Below are 17806 nucleotides of genomic sequence, written 5' to 3'. Positions count from 1 at the left end.
CGAAAAGCCAAGCGGCGCCGTCCCCGTGCTGACCCGGGGACGGCGCGCTGGGTCAGCCTGCCGCGCTCATGTTGACTTCCCCGTTCACGCCCTTGGGGAAGAACCCGCCGGAGGTGACGGCTTTCGGGTTCAGGTAGACGATGTTGAGCACCTGGCCGGGTGAGCGGCTGAAGGCGATGCCGTTGGCGTCGGCCGGGACGATGTTCGCCTGGCCCTGCTTGTCGACGACGCCCTGGTCGAGGTCGGTCGCGCCGTCGAGGCTGTCGCGGGCGTTGGACAGCTTGACGCTGGCACCGCGCAGGTCGACGCCGTCGGTGTACTGGAAGAGGGCGCTGCGGATGTTGGCCGCGTGGTAGGCCTCGACCGCGAGGATCCCGGCCGCCGCCTCCAGATAGGTCTTGTTGGTGATGAGCGGCGCGGCGCCCTTGTAGGCGGTCACGCCGACGTCTTCGAAAAGGTAGGCGGCGAGCAGGAAGTTCTCTTCGCAGGCGAAGGCGTCGAAGCTGTGACCGGGTTTGACCAGGCCCGCTGCCTGGGCGGCGGCGGTGAAACTGGACTGCAGGTCGATCGCGGGACGGCTGACCGCGGCCGAGCCGAGTGCCGAGCGCAGGAAGAGGACGTGCGCCTTCTCGTCGCCGGCGATCTCCTGGGCGAATTGGCGCACGGCCTTCGTTTTGAACCGCACCGCGCGGCCGCCGACGACACCGCCGTGGACGCCGGTGCCCGCGGTCATCGCGTCGGCCAGGCCCGCGCCGGTGACGGCGTGCAGGTAGAACTCGGCTTCGAGGTATTCGAGGTTGAGCGCGAAGTTCAGCACGGCGCCGTCGCTGACCTCCCCGGCGGGTGCGGTGGCGGAGGACGGCCCGGCGACCAGGCCGGTCACCGCCCCCGCTCCGACGAGACCGAGGCCGGTGATGCCCGCCGCCTTGAGGAAACGGCGGCGGTCCTGCGGGTTCTCGGCACTGCGATTGATCATCGACGAGACGTAGCGCTTACCGAACACGGGGTGATCTCCTCTCCGCCGCGCATGACGGCGGACGTGACCCGGCACCGGCGCCCCGGCAGGGGTGGATCTTTCTCGGACATCTCGCATTCGGAGCCGGGCGCGGCACGGATGGGTGGCGGAAGACGTTTGAATTCGAACGACTGTCGTAAGCTGCCGCCATGGCAGAACCCCGCTGGCTCGACGCGCGTGAACTGGAAGCATGGGAAGGCTTTCTGGAGGCGAGCGCGATCCTCGGGCGTCGCGTCGAGCAGCAGCTCAAGGACGACGCCGGGCTGTCCCACTCCCAGTACGAAGTGCTCACCCGGCTGTCCACCGCGCCCGGCGGGGAACTGCGGATGACCGAGCTCGCGGGCTTCGCCAAGACGTCCAAAAGCGGGCTGACCTACCAGGTCACGCAGCTCGAGAAGGCGGGGCTGGTTCAGCGGGTCTCGTCGCCCGGTGATGACCGCGGCGTGGTCGCCAAGCTCACCGCGAAGGGCGTGCGCGTGCTGCGCGAGACGGCGCCCGCGCATGCCGAGCTGGTGCGCGAGCTGTTCCTGGACGGGTTGAGCCCGAAGCAGTTCGCGGGGTTCGCCGAGGGGATTCGCGCGCTGCGCGGGCGGCTGTCCGAGTACGAGTGACAGGTTGTTCGAATTCGAACTAACGGCTACGGTGGTCACTGGTTCGAATTCGAACGATCACGCCGGTCTGCGAGGAGTGGGTTTTCCGTGACCATCAAGCGAGAGCTGTTCATCGGCGGCAAGGACGTCCCGGCGCTCGACGGGCGCACGACCGACGACCTCGACCCGTTCACCGGCGAGGTGTACGCGACGGTCGCCGCGGGCGGTCCCGCCGACATCACCCGCGCGGTCGACGCCGCGCAGGCGGCGTTCCCGGCCTGGGCGGCGACCTCGCCGTCAGCGCGACGGCACGTTTTCGCCAAGGCCGCCGAGATCTTCGCGTCCCGCACGGCCGAGGCGATCGAGGTCATGGCGCACGAGGTCGGCGGCGTGAGCAGCTGGGCCGGGTTCAACGCGGGCCTGGCCGCGGACATCCTGCGCGAGGCCGCGGCGGCGGTCACCCAGCCGCTGGGGGAGGTGCTGGCCACCGACACCGCGGACGAGCTGTCACTCGCGGTCCGCGAGCCGCTCGGCGTCGTCGCCGCGTTCGCGCCGTGGAACGCGCCGCTGATCCTCGGCGTCCGCTCGATCGCCATCCCGCTGGCGGTCGGCAACACCGTGGTACTCAAGCCGAGCGAAGACGCCCCGATCGCCTGCGGTCTCTTCCTCGCCGACGTGTTCCGCGAGGCGGGCCTGCCGGACGGCGTGCTCAACGTCGTCACCAACGCGCGCGAGGACGCCGCCGCCGTCGCCGAGACCTTGATCGCCGACGACCGCGTCCGCGTCGTCAACTTCACCGGCTCCACCGGCGTCGGCCGGACCGTCGGCACCCTCGCCGCCCAGCACCTCAAGCCCGCGATCCTGGAACTGGGTGGCAAGAACGCGCTCCTCGTGCTCGACGACGCCGACCTCGACTACGCGGTCAGCGCGGCCACCTTCGGCGCGTTCCACAACGCGGGCCAGATCTGCATGTCGGCCGACCGGGTGCTGGTGCACCGTTCGATCGCCGAGGAGTTCACCACCCGCCTCGCCGCCAAGGCCGCCGCGCTCCCGCACGGCGATCCCCGCGACCCGGCCACCGTGATCGGCCCGGTGATCAACGAGCGCACGGCCCAGCGCGTCGCCGACCTGGTCAGTTCGGCGGTCCGCGACGGCGCCCGCGTCCGCGCGGGCGGCGGCGAGCCTGACGGCACCCGCTTCCCCGCCACGGTGCTCGACAACGTGCGACCGGACATGCGCATCCACCGCGAGGAGATCTTCGGCCCGGCGGTCACGGTCATCCCGGTCGAAGACGACGACGAGGCGATCACCATCGCCAACGACACCGAGTACGGCCTGACCGCGGGCATCATCACCGAGGACTCCCGCCGCGGTTTCGCGATCGCGCGCCGCCTGCGCACCGGCATCGTCCACGTCGGCAACCAGACCATCGACGACGCGCCCCAGGTCCCCTTCGGTGGCGTGAAATCCACCGGCTACGGCCGTTTCGGCGGCCGCTGGGGCATCGACGCCTTCACCGCCACCCGCTGGATGACCATCGCGGGCCGCCACGGCCAATTCCCCTTCTGACCACCCATGGTCGTGAGCGTTGCGGCCGGTTCTAACCCCGATGCTGGGTGGTCAAGGCTTGGCTTGCGTTGTCAATCGACGCGCGAGCGTGCGAAACCCGAGTTTTGGCCATCCAGTGGCCCAAACTCGGGTTTCGCGAAGGCCGGGCCACCGCCAGCGGGGAGGGTGGACGTATTGAGCGGGGCGTATGCGTCGCTCAGCGTTGTGAACGCCCCGTTCACAACGTTCAACCGGCACCCGTCGAGCGTCAGGCCAGATCAACCGGTCCCGATCATGAACTACCCGGCATTGGGTTCGGACCGGTCTGAACACCCACGAGCCCAAGCCTCGCGTGGCCAGGTCGCGGGCGAGGGGAGCCCCTGCTGCATTGAACGCAGCAGGGGCTCCCCTCGTTCGGCAGCGAACGTGTGCGCGAGTGGTAACTTTGCTCCGTTAGACGCAGCAGAGTTACCACTCGCCAGAACCAAATCTCGATAAAGTCGATTGACGTGTGAGCGTGGGTGGGTAATTATGAATGCACGCAATCGAGCAGAGGGGTCACGATGACGAACATGTGGGAGCGAGGGACGCACCGGCCGGGTATGGCCGTCGCGGTCGCTGCCGTGTGCCCGTCGCCGCGCGGCCACCGCAATCCTGGCTCCATGCCGGAGAACATCATGATTCGCGTGGCTTCCTCGCCATGACGTAGAGACTCGTCATGTCACGGGAGCCGCCCATCGGAAAACCGATTCGGGCGGCTTTCTTCTTTGTCGCGCCATTTTATTCGGCGATTTCGGTTCTTTGACACTTACACAGTGGAGCAGACATTTATCCATGCCTGCCCTCGTCGCGCGATTCGCGTGGCCGGGGCGGGCGCTGGCGGTCGTGGTGAACTCGGCGGACACGTCGGTCTTCCAAACCGAAGCAGAGGGTTCGATGCCCTCCGGCCGCTCGCGAAGTAGCAAGCCCTTGTAGCTCAGATGGACAGAGCGCCGCATTACGGATGCGGAGGTCCCAGGTTCGAGTCCTGGCAGGGGCGCGGGCCGCCGTGTTCCGGCGGCCGCCACGGGTGCGAGGGGCAGTGGCGACCCCACCTGATTTGGGATCAGGGGCTTCCGCGTTCGAGTCGCGGGCATCCGACGTTGGTCGAACGAGGTGGAGCATGGCGGTCTGTGCGGCGCTCTGATGAAGCGACGGCCCAGGTTCAACTCCTGGCACCTCGACCAGCACGAATGGCCCGGCGCCGCCGGGCACCACAGGTCGCTAGCTCAACCGGTCCAGAGCAGCCGACTCTTACTCGGCGGGTTCGGGGTTCGAGTCCCCGGCGACCTACGCGACACGATCCCTTGAGGTGTAACCGGCTGCATGGCCCGCTGTTAACGGGTTGGACCAGGTTCGAGTCCTGGCGGGGGAGCGTGTGCGATCTTTTCTAGCACTCCACGCAGCGCGCGCGGTTCGGCAACCAGCCGGGACTCATAACCCCGGCCGACGTGGATCGACACCACGGCGCGCGACCATCTCCATGTCCGCTCCACTGTGTACTCACTCGGTCCAGCACTCGAACTCGTAGACGCGGGCCGCCCGGTCGGTATCCTGCGTCGGGGTGAGCACAGCCAGCCGGACGTACCGCGCCCGTACCGGCGTGACGGGGTGGGTGGTGACGTCGGCGGTGTTGCCTCGTGCGGACGTGACCGTGGTCCAGGTCGTGCCGTCCTGGCTGGTCTGGATGTCGAAGTCGCGCGTGTTCCAGCGGACCGCCTCGCCGCCCGCTCCGGCGTGCCTGACCACGAATCGTCCTAATGCGACACTGCTGCCGAGGTCGACCTGGAGGAACGGGGTAGCTCCGGTGGAGCACCACTTGTCCGAGTTACCGCCGGACACCGAGCCGTTGACGGCCTTGGCCGGGCCCTCGGCCGCCGCGCACTGGCTGTCCGCGGTGGCCGGTTTGTTCAGCGCCAGGTTGACGGCCGGGGTGGTGCCGCCGCGCCGCTTCTCGAACTCGGACACCCAGTAGGCGGTGCGGTCGAGGTAGGCGGTCTCGGCCGCGGTGCCTGTCTTGCCGTACGCGCCAACGAAAGTCTGGTAGCCGATGCCCGCGGGTGGGGTGCTGCTGGCTGGCTCGATCACCGAGCCTTCGTGCCACTCGTTGAACGAGGTGACCGACACCCAGGTCGGGACGCCGCCCTTGGCCGGGTCGAGCGCGTTGCCCCACTCGGTGTCGTAGGTGGCGCCGTTGGCTCGGGCCAGCGTCGGGGTGGTGTTGCCGGGCACGGCCCGGTCGTCGATGTAGCCGGGGCCGACCGAGGGTGCCCAGATCAGGCCGTGTGCGGCCGCGTACTCGCCCGCGGACTCCCAGCCGGGTGCGGTGGCGCCCGCGATGGCGTCGTAGGTGTACATGCCGCTGAAGTGGGCGATCTTGGTGGTGTCGGTGGTCTGGGCCAGCACGATACTGGTGCCGGTCACCTGGTCCAGCGCGGACCAGTCGGCGATGTGCAGGCTCTCGAACACGTAGAACGCGCCGCGGTTGCCGTGCTCGGCGTCGCGGTAGAACGCCGGGTGGGTGCCGTAGCGGCTGTTGATGTAGTTGATGTCCGCGACGGTCGAGGCGGCCGTCTGCCCGGCGTAGGGTTCGAGGTGCCAGGCGACCTTGATGCCCTGCTGCTGGGCGGCGTTGAGCACGCCGGCGACCAGACCGTCCTCATAGGACCCTTGGCCCCACCAGCTGTAGACGATCACGCCCGCGCCGGACTGGGCGACCTCGCGCATCTGCCCGGCCACCGTGCCCGCGAAGTCGCCGGAGTCGTACGGCCCGCGCGCCGGGTAGAGGTCGGCGCCGATGTCGTTCGGGGGTGTGTGGCCGCCCTGCTGCCAATGCCGGTAGCTGCCGAGCGTGGCCGGGCTGCCGTACCACGGGTAGTAGAAAAGGTGGACGTTCGGCGAGAGCGCGGGCGCGGGACCGGTGACGCCGGTGCCGACGAAGTCGATCCAGTTGACGTTAAGCAGCCCGCCGCCGGACCCGCCCCTGGCCACGAAGAACAGGGGAGCCGAGACGGTGCTGGCGGCCAGCGTCGCGGTGACGTCGGTGTAGGTCTGCCAGCCGCCCGTGCCCGGCACGGTCGCGGTGCCGAGCAGCGTCCCGGTGGCCGAGCCGCTGCGGATCTCCACCTGCCCGCCCGTGCCGCCGGACGCCGCGCGCAGCCGTACCGAGCCGATCCCGGTGAGGTTGGCCGGCGTGTACGCCCACCAGTCGCCGTCTTCGATGAAACCGATGTTCTGGGCGCCGCCCTGCGGATCGCCGGTGGTTTCCCGCTGCACACCGGGATCGCCGCCCGCCGGCGCCCCGGGCACGCGCCCGGTCGAGGTGAAGTACTCGGCCTGCTTGCGCTTGGGCTGCAGCTGGACCAGCGAGCGGCCGACCAGCCCGCCGCGGTCGGTGTAGGTGGCCTCCAGCACGGCGAACAGGTTCGCGTCCGCGCCATGACCGTCCGAAAGGGACGTTTGGACGACGCCGGAGCAGCCGGTGTACTGCTGGATCGGATGCGCGTGCTGGTCGTGCCCGAGGGAGTACTGCAACACCACCTTCGAGCAGTCGATGGCGCCGTCCTCGGGGTCGGTGACGGTGACGCCGAAGTTCACCCGGTCACCCCAGTCGAAGAACCCGCCGTCCGGTGGCGCGGTCAGCCGGACGGTCGGCGCCGTGTTGCCGACGCTGATGGGCACGTTGGCCACGGCGGTGTTGCCCGCCGCGTCGCGCACGGTCAATTGGGCGGTGAAGCTGCCGTTCGCCGTGTAGGTGTGGCTCGGGTTCGCGGCGGTCGAGGTGCCGCCGTCGCCGAACGTCCACGCGAAGCTGAGCGGCCTGCCCTCCGGATCGTTCGAGCCCGCGCTGGAGAACTGCACGGCCAGTGGCGCGGCGCCGCTCGACGGCTGTCCACTCGCGACCGCGACGGGCGCGCGATCCGTTGTGCGGTAATCGATCCGGTAGACGCCGGAGTCGTCGTTGTTGCCGCCGAAGCCGCTGCCCCACTCGATCAGGTAGAGCGCGCCGTCCGGGCCGAAGTCGAAGTCCATCGGGCGAATGGTCGACAGACCGGTCAGCAGCTGGTTGATGTCCACAAGGGACTTGCCGTCCTCGGCCACCTGCATCGTGTACAGCTTCGACTGGTTCCACTCGCCGAAGATCGCCTTGCCGTCGAAGTACGCGGGCCACTTGCGGTCCGACGACAGGTTCGGGTCGAACCGGTAGACCGGCCCGGCCATCGGCGCGCCGCCACCGCCGAGCTCGGGGAAGCGCGGGTTGCCGTCGTAGTCGTAGTCCACGGTGGCCGGGATCGCCGCGGGCAGGTTCACCAGCCCGGTGTTGTTGGGGGAGTCGTTGACCGGGGCGGCGCAATCGAACGCCGGGCCGCTCGGGCCGGAGGGGAAGGTGTAGTCGCGGTAGGCGACGTTGTTCCCGGTGCAGTACGGCCAGCCGTAGTTGCCCGCCTTGGCGACGATGTTCCACTCGACGGTGTTCCCCGGACCGCGCGCGGGGTCGGCCTGCCCGGCGTCCGGGCCGTAGTCGCCGACGTAGAGCGTGCCGGTGCGCGCGTCGACGCCGATCCGGAACGGGTTGCGCAGCCCCATCGCGAAGATCTCCGGCCGTGTCTTCGCCGTGCCGGGAGCGAAGAGGTTCCCGGCGGGCACGGTGTAGGTGCCGTCGGCCTGCGGACGGACGCGCAGCACCTTGCCCCGCAGGTCGTTGGTGTTGGCCGCGGTGCGCTGCGAGTCGAAGTCCTGCTGGCCCGGCCGTTCGTCCAGCGGGGAGTATCCGTTGGACTCGAAGGGATTCGTGTTGTCGCCGGTCGCCAGGTAGAGGTTGCCGTCGCGGTCGAAGGTCATGGAACCGCCCGCGTGGCAACAGGTGTTGCGCTGGGTGGTGACCGACAGGAGGATCCGCTCGCTGCTCAGGTCCAGCGTGTCGCCGGTGACGGTGAAGCGTGACAGCACATTGCGCGTGGTGGTCCCGGCGGGCGAGTAGTACAGGTACACCCAGCGGTTCGTGGCGAAGCCGGGATCGAGTGTGATCCCGAGCAACCCGTCCTCGTTGCCGGTGAAGACGTTCAGCGTCGCGGCGGTGACCGTGGTCTGGGAGTCCGGCTTGATGATCTGCACCCGGCCGTCGCGTTCGATGTAGAACACCCGCCCGTCCGGCGCGATGTCCAGCTCCATCGGGTTGCTGGTGTTGCTGTCCAGCGTCACCTTCTGAAAGCTCGAGGGCAGCGAAGCGGTGCAGTCAGCGCTCACCGCGCCCGCCGCGGTCTGGATGCCACCGAGCAGATGCGCGCGGAACCGCGGGTCGGCGAAGGCTTCCGCGCTGTGGCCGCCTCCGGTGTACCAGGCCCGGCCGCCGTCGAAGTTCTGGCACCACGCGGTCGGATGATCCGCGCCCATGGCGCCAGGCCCCGGTGCGTAGCTGGTCTCGTCCAGGCTCGCGAGCACGTGCACGGTCCCGCGCGGGTTGGTCCGGAAGTTGTACAGCTCGTCGAACCGGCTCCACCGCGACGGCAGTCCGGCCGTCGACGGATGCGCCGGGTCCTCGACCTTGACGGTCGCCTGCTGCTCGGCGGGATGCGAGGTGAAGTACGCGCCGACCAGCCGTCCGTACCAGGCCCAGTCGTACTCGGTGTCCGCCGCGGCGTGCACGCCCGCGTAACCGCCACCCGCCTCGATGTACCGCTCGAACGCGGCCTGCTGGGTGCCGTCGAGTACGTCGCCGGTGGTCGAAAGCCAGACCACCGCCCGGTATTTCGCGAGGTTGGCGTCGGTGAACGCGCTCGCGTCCTCGGTCGCGTCGACCGCGAAGCCGTTGGCGGCGCCCAGTTCCCGGATCGCCGCGACACCCGCGGGGATCGAGTCGTGCCGGAAGCCCGAGGTCTTGGAGAACACCAGCACCGAGTAGGCGGGTGCGGCCTGGCTGGTGGCCGGTACGGAGACCGGGAGCGAGAGGGCGATCGCGACGGAGGCGAACAGGGACAAGCGGCGTCGTTGCCGGAACATGGCCGTGCTCCTTCAACCTGCGGGGAGGGGTGTCGGGAGATCCTCGCAAGACTAGCGCGGCAGTTGGCAAGAAGTCCACGAACTATCGCAAACTTCGAACAGTCCGACGCAGAGAGTCGACGATAAGCTCGCTGACTCGTGTCAAGGCGCTGGCCGTGAGCCTGGGCGGGATCTGGGCGGCGCATCATCGATCATCCGGGTGACTCGCACAAGGCACCAAGGGGATGACGATGGCGTTCGCGGACCACCTGGACGAGACGGTCGAAAGGATCATCGACAGCGCGATCGAGTTCTACTTCCAGGCTTACGACTGGTACCCGAACCTGCACGGCAACTACCAGCGGCGCTTCTCCGACGGCGCCGAGATCACGCCGCCGGGCAAGCCGTCGCGGACCTCGGGCGGCCAGGTGCTGGTGCGCGGCCTGCCCGGCTACATCGAGAACTTCGAATTCGGGGCGGGTCCCGACGCGGGCACGAGGATGTACGCGCACTTCGAGAACACCATCCGGCAGTTGTTCCAGCCGTGGAAGAAGATCCCCACCCCCTCGGACTTCGACGGGTACCTCGACCTCATCCGCGAGGGCGCCTGGTACATCTCGCTCAGCAGCGACGGCACCAAGGTCGGCAAAATCGGCAATTCCGAGCTGACGGCCGTCGAGTTCCTGCAGCGGCGGATCAGCGGGGACGACATGGGCGGGAACATGATCATGAGGTTCGACCAGAACTTCTGCACCCCGCTGCCGACGGTCATCGAAGGCCAGTACTCGCTGGCGCTGCTCGCCGGCCTGACGCTGTGCGGCGAGAAGGAGATCTGGTCGAAGGCGCAGCAGGACATCCAGGCCGTCGCCGACAAGATGTACGAGGCGATGAAGGACCGGGGCAGGTCCGTCGCCGCGGACCTCGGCACGGTCACCGCGCTCTTCAGCCTCGGCGCGGTGTTCCCGACCCCGGCGGCCCCGGTGCTGGGCGCGGTGGCGTCGGCGTTGCCCGCGCTGGAAAAGCTGATGAACGCGGGCAGCGAGCCCAGCAAGCAGACGGTCGAGTTCGGCGCGGGCACGCCGGACAAGGTGATCGCGAAGGGCTCGGACGCGCTGAAGACGTTGGCGCAGACGATCAGGGACTGCGAGGGCGACCTCAAGGACTCGATCAAGAGCGCGATGGAAACCGTCACCGGTCACGCCGTCTCCTTCAAGATGCCCAAGCCCAAGCTGCTCGAGGAGTCGAAGCTCAGCGAGATGAAGGTCGACCTCGCCGACCTGCGCTTCATCGCCACTTCCACGTTGCCGCAGATCGAAAAGCAGCTCAACAGCGCGGCGGATCTGGTCGCGATGGCGGCGGGGTGCTCCGGACCGTGGTACCGGACGACCGAGATCAACGCGTCCGACACGCCCGACGGGCCCTTGGACGCGTGGCAGGCGCTGGTGTCGCTGGCTCAGGAGCTCATCACCGACCTCGCCTGGGAGGTCCGGGAGAGCGCGGCCCACCTGGAGATCGCCACCGACCGGATCGGCCAGACCGAAGCCGAGACCGAGGCCGCGCTTCGTCGCCACGCCAAGAAGCTCAGCGAAGTCGAGCGCGGCGACCCGCTCGGCCACGCCACCCAGTGGCTCGAGCGCGACCGCTGATCTTCTAGGGACCTTCGTCCCATGTGAACGGGGAACTTAGTGCCTTCGTGAGCCGTCGTCGCGCCCTATTCGCAGGACCCCGCCCGGGGCAGCCTTGGTGGCGACGAGAGGGGCGTGGTCACCGTGACTCTGCTGGGAAACCTGTTGGGCAGGAACAGAACGCCGGTGCTGCATCTGGAGTACCTGCCCGCCGCGGGCGGCGTGGAGGGCGAGTTCTGGACCGAGCTCGGACTGGTGCCGACGGGCGGTGGTTCCGTCTCCTTCAAGGTGACCGGAAGTCCCGCCGAGCTCACCAGGGCGGAGATCGTCGCCGCCACCGCCGGTGACGCCCAGACGCACAACCTGGTGAGTCACGAACCGGACGGCCGGACGGTCGTGCGGTGCTGGCAGAGCGGGAAAGACCTGCGGCGGCTGCTGTTCGATCTTCTGGACGTCAACGAGCGGCTGGCCGAGGCGGGTTTCGCCGACGCGCTGATCCACACCACGGTCGACTTCAACGAGAGCGGCGGGAGACGGGGCCGCAAGCTCGTGCTCGTGTACCTGCCGAGGCGGGGGACGTTCTACCCGTTCGTCCCGGCGGGCAGGCGTTCGCGCGACCGTGAGGTGGAACTGCGGGCGCGGGGCCTGCTGCGGCGCTTCGTGCCGATCGAGGCCGGGCTGGAGCTGTGCGTGCCGGTATGACGAAGGGAAACCGATGACTCCCGGTCGCGGTCCACTTGGCCTGGACCGCGGCCGGGTACCGGGAGGCGGTCATGCTGGCATGGCGGGTGATCCGGCCGGGTAGCGGACTGGCGTGCGTGAGCGATCCGCTGCCGTCGCCGTCCGAAGGTGAGCTGCTGCTGCGGGTGAAGGCCTGCGGGGTGTGCCGGACGGATCTGCACATCGCCGACGGCGACCTGCCGCCGCACCGGCCGCGCGTGGTGCCGGGCCACGAGGTGGTCGGCACGGTCGTGCGCGCGGCAGAGGGCTTCGCCGCGGGTGACCGCGTCGGCGTCGCCTGGCTGCGCGGTACCTGCGGCCGGTGCCGCTATTGCTTACGTGGCGCGGAAAATCTCTGTCCTTCGTCGATATACACCGGCTGGGACGCCGACGGCGGCTACGCGGAGTACTGCACGGTCCCCGCGGCCTACGCGCATCGGCTGCCGCCCGGGTACTCCGACGCCGAGCTGGCACCGCTGCTGTGCGCGGGCATCATCGGCTACCGGGCCCTGCGGCGCGCGTCGGTGCCCGCGGGCGGAACGCTGGGCATCTACGGGTTCGGGGGCAGCGCGCACCTGACCGCCCAGGTCGCGCTCGCACGCGGGATTACCGTGCACGTCATCACGCGCGACGCCGGCGCGCGGGCGCTGGCCTTGGATCTCGGGGTCGCGACCGCGCGCGGCACCGCGTCCGTGCCGCCCGAGCCGCTCGACTCGGCGATCCTGTTCGCACCGGCCGGTGAGCTCGTCTTGCCGGCGCTCGCCGCGCTGGGCCGGGGCGGCACGCTGGCCGTCGCGGGCATCCACCTCTCCGACATCCCGCCGCTGAACTACCAGCGGCACCTGTTCCAGGAACGACGGCTGTGCAGCGTCACGGCGAACACCCGCAAGGACGCGGCCGACTTCCTGCGCTTCGCAGGCGAACACCGGCTGCGCGTGACCAGCAAGCGGTACCCGCTGGACGCGGCGGACCGCGCACTCGCGGACCTCGCGGCCGACCGCGTCACCGGCGCCGCCGTCCTGCTGGCGTGAGCATGTCCGGTTAGGGCCGAAAGCCCCTGGCCGGTCGGGCACTCGGGCACTCTCGCCCGTCACCGGCGACCGGCGAAGCTGGACTCGGGGGCGCAGATCAGGGGGTTGCAGATGGCCACGTGGTCCGCGGACGAGGTGGAGGTGCTCGCGAGGGCGGTGACACGCGCGCCGTCCGTGCACAGCACGCAGCCATGGGAGCTCAAACTGGCCGATCGGCGCGCGGAGATCGCCGAGCGCCCCGAATTCGCGCTCGGCCACCACGACCCCGACGGCCGGGACCGGTTGATCTCCTGCGGCGCCGCACTCGCGAACCTCTGGCTGGCGGTGCGCGCGCTCGGCTGGCGCGCGCGGCTCGAAACCGAGGCGATCCCGCCGTGGACGGGCGCGGTGACCGCGCTCCGGCGGGAGCCACCGACCGCGGCCGATCTCCACCTCTACAGCGCGATCGCGCGCAGGCACAGTCATCGGCACGCCTTCGCCTCGACGCGGGTGGCGGAAGACCGGCTCGCCACGGTCATCGCCACGGCAGGCGACGGCGTGCGGGTCCGGGTCGTCGCGGAGGACGAACTGCTCGCCGTCGCGGCCATTTTGGAGCGGGCGGCGAAAATCATCCAGGGTGAGGCCGGTTTCCACGCGGAGCTCGCGTGGCGCGAGTACGCGTTCGTGGACCGGGAGCCTGGCCGGGCGGGCGCGCCGTGGGCAGGGCTCGTGCGCGTGGGGAGCCGGATCCCGGACGCGGTGACCCTGGCCGCCCGGCTGGAGAACGAGGTCATCCTGGTGCTCTGCACCGAAAACGACCGTCGCGCCGATCATGTCCGCACCGGGCTGGTGATGCAGCGGATCTGGTTGTCCGCCGTGGACAACGGTCTTGTCGCTTCGGTACTCACGCAGCCTTTGCACGTGCGGGAGACGCGTGAGGATCTGGCGGAAAAGCTCGCGCTGCCAGTGCTTCCGAGACTGATCATGCGGCTCGGTCACCCCGCGGGGCCCGTGCGGCCGCGCGGCGATGCTCCGAATGCCGGGCAGCCGATCGGTGTCGATCACGGATAGGCGGCTTGGCAAGGCCGGGACACAGTGGAACGCTGGCTGAGTGGTCACGCTGGGTGGCCGCCGCGGCGATCGGAGCACACGCATGCCGGCCGAACCGGGTCTGTCGGGGGAATCCCTTTCGCCGACAGGGGTTTTGGCCGCGCTACGCCTGGACGAGCTGCTCCACGAGGTCCAGGACCGGCTCAGTGAGATCGTCAAGACCCGGGACCGGTTGCAGGGCCTGCTCGACGCGGTGCTCGCGGTCGCCACCGGCCTCGAGCTCGACTCGACGTTGCAGCGCATCGTGCAGGCGGCGGTGGAACTGGTCGACGCGCGTTACGGCGCGCTCGGCGTGCTCGCCGACACCGAAGGTCTCTCGGAGTTCGTCTACGTCGGCATCGACGACGAGACCAGGTCGCACATGGGACACCTGCCGGAAGGCCGCGGGCTGCTCGGGTTGCTCATCGAGACTCCCGAACCCGTGCGGGTGCCGGACCTGTCCCGGCATCCCGCGTCCGTCGGCTTCCCGCCCAATCATCCGCCGATGGGCAGTTTCCTCGGGGTGCCGGTGCGAGTGCGGGACAAGATCTTCGGAAACCTTTACATGACCGAGAAACGCGGCGCCAGCGAGTTCACCGCGGACGACGAGGTGGTGCTGCAGTCGCTCGCCGCCGCGGCGGGGGTGGCGATCGACAACGCGCGGCTGTTCGAGCGATCCCGGACCAGGGAGCGGTGGCTCGAGGCGGTCGCCGAGATCAACGGCAAGCTACTCGGCGGCACCTCGGTCACCGAGAGCCTGAACCTGATCGCCGACCGGGTCCGCGAGCTGGTGGAATCCGACGGTGTGCTCATCCTGCTCGCCGAGGACGAAGGCGAGCCGAGGATGGCGGTGAGCGTGGCGGCGGGGGAGCGCGCGGCCCTGCTCGTCGGCTCGGCCATGACCGGGCGCCACCCGCAGATCGACGAGGTGCTGGCGACCGGGCACAGCAGGCTGATCGCCGACCTGGACGCGGTGTTCTCCGCCGACCCGGCCGTGAGCTTCGGCCCGGCCGCCGCGGTGCCGCTGAACAGCAGGGACAGTGTCGGCGGGATCCTGATCGCGGTGCGGGACAAGGGCTCCGAGCAGTTCAAGCCCGATCAGGTGCCGATGCTGTCGTCGTTCGCCGACCAGGCCGCGGTGGCGCTCGAGTTCGCCGAGAAGCAGCGCAACCAGCGGCTGCTCGACGTGCTCGCCGACCGCGACCGGATCGCCCAGGACCTGCACGACCACGTCATCCAGCGGCTGTTCTCCACCGGCATGAGCCTGCAGAGCATCCTGCGGCGGGTGCACGACGAGCACGCGCGCGGCCGGGTGGCGCTCGCCGTCGAGCAGCTCGACCGCACGGTGCGCGAGATCCGCACCTCGATCTTCGACCTGCACACCTCCGGCACCGACGAGACCACCAGCCTGCGCCGTCGTCTGCTCGACGCCGTGTCCGACCTGACCACGGACTCGGTGATCGCGCCGTCGGTGCGCATCTCCGGCGCGGTGGACACCCTGGTGCCGGTCGACCTGCACGAGCACGCGGAAGCGGTCACCCGCGAGGCGCTGAGCAACGCGCTACGGCATTCCGGCGCGAACGAGATCACCATCGACGTCGCCGCCGGTGAGGAGTTCGTGATCGAGGTCGCCGACAACGGGACCGGCATTCCCGAAGGTGGCCGCCGCAGCGGGCTGGACAACCTCCAACGCCGCGCCGAGCAATGCGGCGGCACGGTGGCGTTCGAGAATCAGGCTTCGGGCGGTACCCGGGTGGTCTGGCGGGTCCCGCTCATCTGACCGGCCGTTATTCGGGCGGCGGGCCGACCGGCCCCCGGCGCAGTTCGGTGGCGAGCACGGCGGCCTGGGTACGCCGCCGCATGCCGAGCTTCGCGAGCAGGCGTGAGACGTAGTTCTTGACGGTCTTCTCGGCCAGGAAAAGCCGTTCACCGATCTCGCGATTGGTCATGCCCTCGCCGATGAGGTCGAAGACGGCCCGTTCCTGGTCCGAGAGCGTGGAGACCGGGTCGCTGGTGTCGCGGTCGCGGCGGATCCGGTTCAGCAGCGCGGAAGTCGTCCTGGTGTCGAGCAGCGAGCCGCCCGCGGCGACGGTGCGGACCGCGGAGACGAGGTCGTTGCCGAGCACCTGCTTGAGCACGAAACCCGACGCACCGGCCATGATCGCGTTGAACAACGCCTCGTCGTCGGCGTACGAGGTCAGCATCAGGCACCGCAGCTTGGGGACGGTGTCGAGCAGCTCCCGGCACAGTTCGACACCGTTCCCGTCGGGCAGGCGGATGTCGAGCACGGCCACGTCCGCCTCGCTCGTCGGCACCCGGGTGAGCGCTTCGCTCACCGAAGAGGCCTCGCCGATGATCTCGATGTCCTCCTCGCTGCCGAGCAGATCGGCCAGCCCCCGCCGGACGATCTCGTGATCGTCGACCAGGAACACGCGTGTCGCCATGAGGCCCCCTTCGGGTTTCGCGGCGGATTCACCGTACTCCCGGGCCCGCGCCGGTGTATCGGTCGTGACGTCCCGCCGGATCGGGACCTTGGGCCCTAGCCGGGCGCACCGTCCGCGAGCGGGGTCTCCCAGACGAACGGCTCGGCCGCGTCCGTGGTGACCTCGAGGCGCAAGGCGGTCGTGGTCGCCGTGACGGACACGGTGGCCTCGGTCGCGCGGCCCAGCATGCCGAGCCGTTCTCTGAGCGCGGCCAGCAAGGCGTCCGCCGCGGACTTCTCGCTGAGCGTGTCGACCGGTCCGGTGAACTCCAGCGCCGGGGTGAAACCGAGGTCGCGTGAGCGCTCCTTGACCACGTCGTTGACCTTGACACGCAGTCCCGCGAAGAGGTGCGTCGGGGTCAGGTCGAAGATGGCGGTGCGCAGGTTCCGCACGATGCGGTCGGTGTCGGCGATCAGCGGCGCCAGCTCCGCCGCGTGCCCCGGATGCCGCGCGGCCGCCGAAGACAGGGCCATGCCGAGCGCGAACACCTGCTGGATGGTCGAATCCTGCAGGTCCGCTGCCATCCGGCTCTGCTCCTCGTGCCGGGCCAGCTCGCGGGTGTTGCGCAGGATGTTGCCGCGCATCCGGTTCACCGCGCCCGCGATGGCCGTGATCTCACGCGGGCCGTCGGCGTCGATCGCGTGGTCGTAGGCGCCGTCGGCGACCGTGCGGATCTGGCCGAGCAGCCTGCCCAGCGGCCGGGCGAGCAGCCGGTGCAGCAGCGGCACGGCCGCGAACGCGGTGAGCACCGCGAGCAGGATCGACGCGATCGCGACCACGTTCGCCGTCAGCTGCGCCGACGAGATCCGCTTCACCTGCTGAGCGGTCAGCTCACTGGTCCTGGTTTCGAGCGTGGTCAGGCGCTGCCGCAGCGCGTCGAACAGCTCTTTTCCCTTGAGCGTCAACGCGGACAGCTGGTCCGCGCCGAGCGTGCCCCGGCGGCGCGCGGCGATCTCCGGCGCCGCCGCCGAGGACTGCCAGGTGCCGGCCGCCTTCTCCACCTGATCGAGCGCGGTGAGCGCTTCGTGGTCGGTGCCGAGCAGCTCGTGCAGCCGGGCGCGCTGGCGCAGCGCGGCGGCTTGACCGTCGTCGAACGGCCGCAGGAACTCGCGGTCGCCGGTCAGCAGGAACCCGCGCTGGCCGGTTTCCTGGTCTACATAAGCCTTTCCGAGTGCTGAAGCGGCTTGACTGGCGGGTAGCAGCCGGTCGCTGAGTTCGTGCACCGCCCTGGCGACGGACGACCTGGCGACCACGGTGACGGTCGTCGACAAGATCAAGAGCCCGACCAGGGTGGCGATGACCAGCCAGGTCACGGAATGCAGGGTCCGGCGGCGGTTCCTCGCGCGCAAGGTTCCTCCCCTCTTCGGCTCTTGACGATAGAGGTAACTCCCCGGCCACCGGGGAAACTTTTGTGTCGGAAGTCGACGGGGCGCCGGGAAGTGCGGAAAGTATCAATTTCCGGGTGTTGTTCGGGAAATGCCGCTCCGGGGTATTCCGGGTCGAGGATGAGCCGTTACTGAATCTTTGGTCGGTTCACTCGATCGCGTGACGACGCGGCTGTCTGGGGGGTGCTGATTGAGGGCTCTGTAGTCACGGTGGTACGTTCTCCGCGAGCGAGAAACCCGATTGGGTGATCAATTCTAGGCATTGATTTTTTGCGAGGACGGGCTCGCGCGGAGCCATCTGGCAAATGTGATCTTCGAGCCGT

11 protein-coding genes and 6 tRNA genes are annotated in these 17806 nt (G+C 69.5%); 13 read left to right on the top strand and 4 right to left on the bottom strand.

Annotation, left to right across the window (positions count from 1 at the left end; translation table 11 throughout):
- Positions 1-52: 52 nt before the first annotated feature.
- Entirely contained in the window at positions 53-1003 is a 951-nt protein-coding gene (locus BLV57_RS06880) for a ferritin-like domain-containing protein (RefSeq protein WP_091287647.1), read from the bottom strand.
- Between the two features lie 161 nt (positions 1004-1164).
- Between BLV57_RS06880 and BLV57_RS06875 the strand changes: the two genes are divergently transcribed.
- From BLV57_RS06875 to BLV57_RS43175, 8 genes are all read left to right on the top strand, one after another.
- Positions 1165-1626, top strand: coding sequence for a MarR family winged helix-turn-helix transcriptional regulator (locus tag BLV57_RS06875; protein ID WP_091287646.1), 462 nt, complete (start codon positions 1165-1167; stop codon positions 1624-1626).
- Between the two features lie 87 nt (positions 1627-1713).
- Positions 1714-3174 (top strand): aldehyde dehydrogenase family protein, encoded by a 1461-nt coding sequence (locus tag BLV57_RS06870; RefSeq protein ID WP_091287645.1) that lies wholly within the window; start codon positions 1714-1716, stop codon positions 3172-3174.
- A gap of 858 nt (positions 3175-4032) precedes the next feature.
- Positions 4033-4105, top strand: a tRNA-Gly gene (locus tag BLV57_RS06865).
- A 13-nt stretch (positions 4106-4118) separates the two neighbouring features.
- Positions 4119-4192: transfer RNA gene (locus BLV57_RS06860), tRNA-Arg, on the top strand.
- A 27-nt stretch (positions 4193-4219) separates the two neighbouring features.
- Positions 4220-4293, top strand: a tRNA-Pro gene (locus tag BLV57_RS43180).
- A gap of 11 nt (positions 4294-4304) precedes the next feature.
- A tRNA-Ile gene (locus BLV57_RS06855) sits at positions 4305-4379 on the top strand.
- A 31-nt stretch (positions 4380-4410) separates the two neighbouring features.
- Positions 4411-4485: transfer RNA gene (locus tag BLV57_RS06850), tRNA-Lys, on the top strand.
- A 10-nt stretch (positions 4486-4495) separates the two neighbouring features.
- Positions 4496-4567: transfer RNA gene (locus tag BLV57_RS43175), tRNA-Asn, on the top strand.
- 128 nt (positions 4568-4695) lie between these two features.
- On the opposite strand, the gene BLV57_RS06845 is transcribed toward BLV57_RS43175, so the two are convergent.
- Positions 4696-9192, bottom strand: coding sequence for a ThuA domain-containing protein (locus BLV57_RS06845; protein WP_091287644.1), 4497 nt, complete (start codon positions 9190-9192; stop codon positions 4696-4698).
- Positions 9193-9422: 230 nt separating this feature from the next.
- Between BLV57_RS06845 and BLV57_RS06840 the strand changes: the two genes are divergently transcribed.
- From BLV57_RS06840 to BLV57_RS06820, 5 genes are all read left to right on the top strand, one after another.
- Entirely contained in the window at positions 9423-10817 is a 1395-nt protein-coding gene (locus BLV57_RS06840) for a hypothetical protein (RefSeq protein ID WP_143046997.1), read from the top strand.
- 114 nt (positions 10818-10931) lie between these two features.
- A complete protein-coding gene (pspAB, locus tag BLV57_RS06835) occupies positions 10932-11498 on the top strand; it encodes a PspA-associated protein PspAB (protein ID WP_091287642.1) in 567 nt (188 codons plus the stop codon).
- Between the two features lie 71 nt (positions 11499-11569).
- On the top strand, positions 11570-12547 hold the full coding sequence (locus BLV57_RS06830; RefSeq protein WP_091287931.1) for a zinc-binding alcohol dehydrogenase family protein: 978 nt from the start codon (positions 11570-11572) through the stop codon (positions 12545-12547).
- A 111-nt stretch (positions 12548-12658) separates the two neighbouring features.
- Positions 12659-13597: a nitroreductase family protein gene (locus tag BLV57_RS06825; protein ID WP_143046995.1), complete on the top strand. Its 939-nt coding sequence runs from the start codon at positions 12659-12661 to the stop codon at positions 13595-13597.
- Between the two features lie 82 nt (positions 13598-13679).
- A complete protein-coding gene (locus BLV57_RS06820) occupies positions 13680-15395 on the top strand; it encodes a sensor histidine kinase (protein WP_091287930.1) in 1716 nt (571 codons plus the stop codon).
- 7 nt (positions 15396-15402) lie between these two features.
- Here BLV57_RS06820 and BLV57_RS06815 read toward each other — a convergent pair whose 3' ends face one another.
- On the bottom strand, positions 15403-16059 hold the full coding sequence (locus BLV57_RS06815) for a response regulator (RefSeq protein WP_091287641.1): 657 nt from the start codon (positions 16057-16059) through the stop codon (positions 15403-15405).
- A 95-nt stretch (positions 16060-16154) separates the two neighbouring features.
- Positions 16155-17447 carry a CHASE3 domain-containing protein gene (locus BLV57_RS06810; RefSeq protein WP_091287640.1) on the bottom strand — a complete coding sequence of 431 codons (1293 nt, stop codon included), beginning with the start codon at positions 17445-17447 and terminating at the stop codon, positions 16155-16157.
- Between the last annotated feature and the right edge of the window lie 359 nt (positions 17448-17806).

Source organism: Amycolatopsis xylanica, from assembly GCF_900107045.1.
GTDB classification, from domain to species: domain Bacteria; phylum Actinomycetota; class Actinomycetes; order Mycobacteriales; family Pseudonocardiaceae; genus Amycolatopsis; species Amycolatopsis xylanica.
Note: the sequence above shows the minus strand (reverse complement) of the source record. Positions and strands in the feature narration are given on the sequence as shown.

What these genes read in the sequence shown, in the direction of transcription:
- BLV57_RS06875 (WP_091287646.1), top strand. Translation starts at nt 1,165, where the DNA reads ATGGCAGAACCCCGCTGGCTCGACGCGCGTGAACTGGAAGCATGGGAA.
- BLV57_RS06845 (WP_091287644.1), bottom strand. Translation starts at nt 9,192, where the DNA reads ATGTTCCGGCAACGACGCCGCTTGTCCCTGTTCGCCTCCGTCGCGATC.
- BLV57_RS06840 (WP_143046997.1), top strand. Translation starts at nt 9,423, where the DNA reads ATGGCGTTCGCGGACCACCTGGACGAGACGGTCGAAAGGATCATCGAC.
- BLV57_RS06830 (WP_091287931.1), top strand. Translation starts at nt 11,570, where the DNA reads ATGCTGGCATGGCGGGTGATCCGGCCGGGTAGCGGACTGGCGTGCGTG.
- BLV57_RS06825 (WP_143046995.1), top strand. Translation starts at nt 12,659, where the DNA reads ATGGCCACGTGGTCCGCGGACGAGGTGGAGGTGCTCGCGAGGGCGGTG.
- BLV57_RS06820 (WP_091287930.1), top strand. Translation starts at nt 13,680, where the DNA reads ATGCCGGCCGAACCGGGTCTGTCGGGGGAATCCCTTTCGCCGACAGGG.
- BLV57_RS06815 (WP_091287641.1), bottom strand. Translation starts at nt 16,059, where the DNA reads ATGGCGACACGCGTGTTCCTGGTCGACGATCACGAGATCGTCCGGCGG.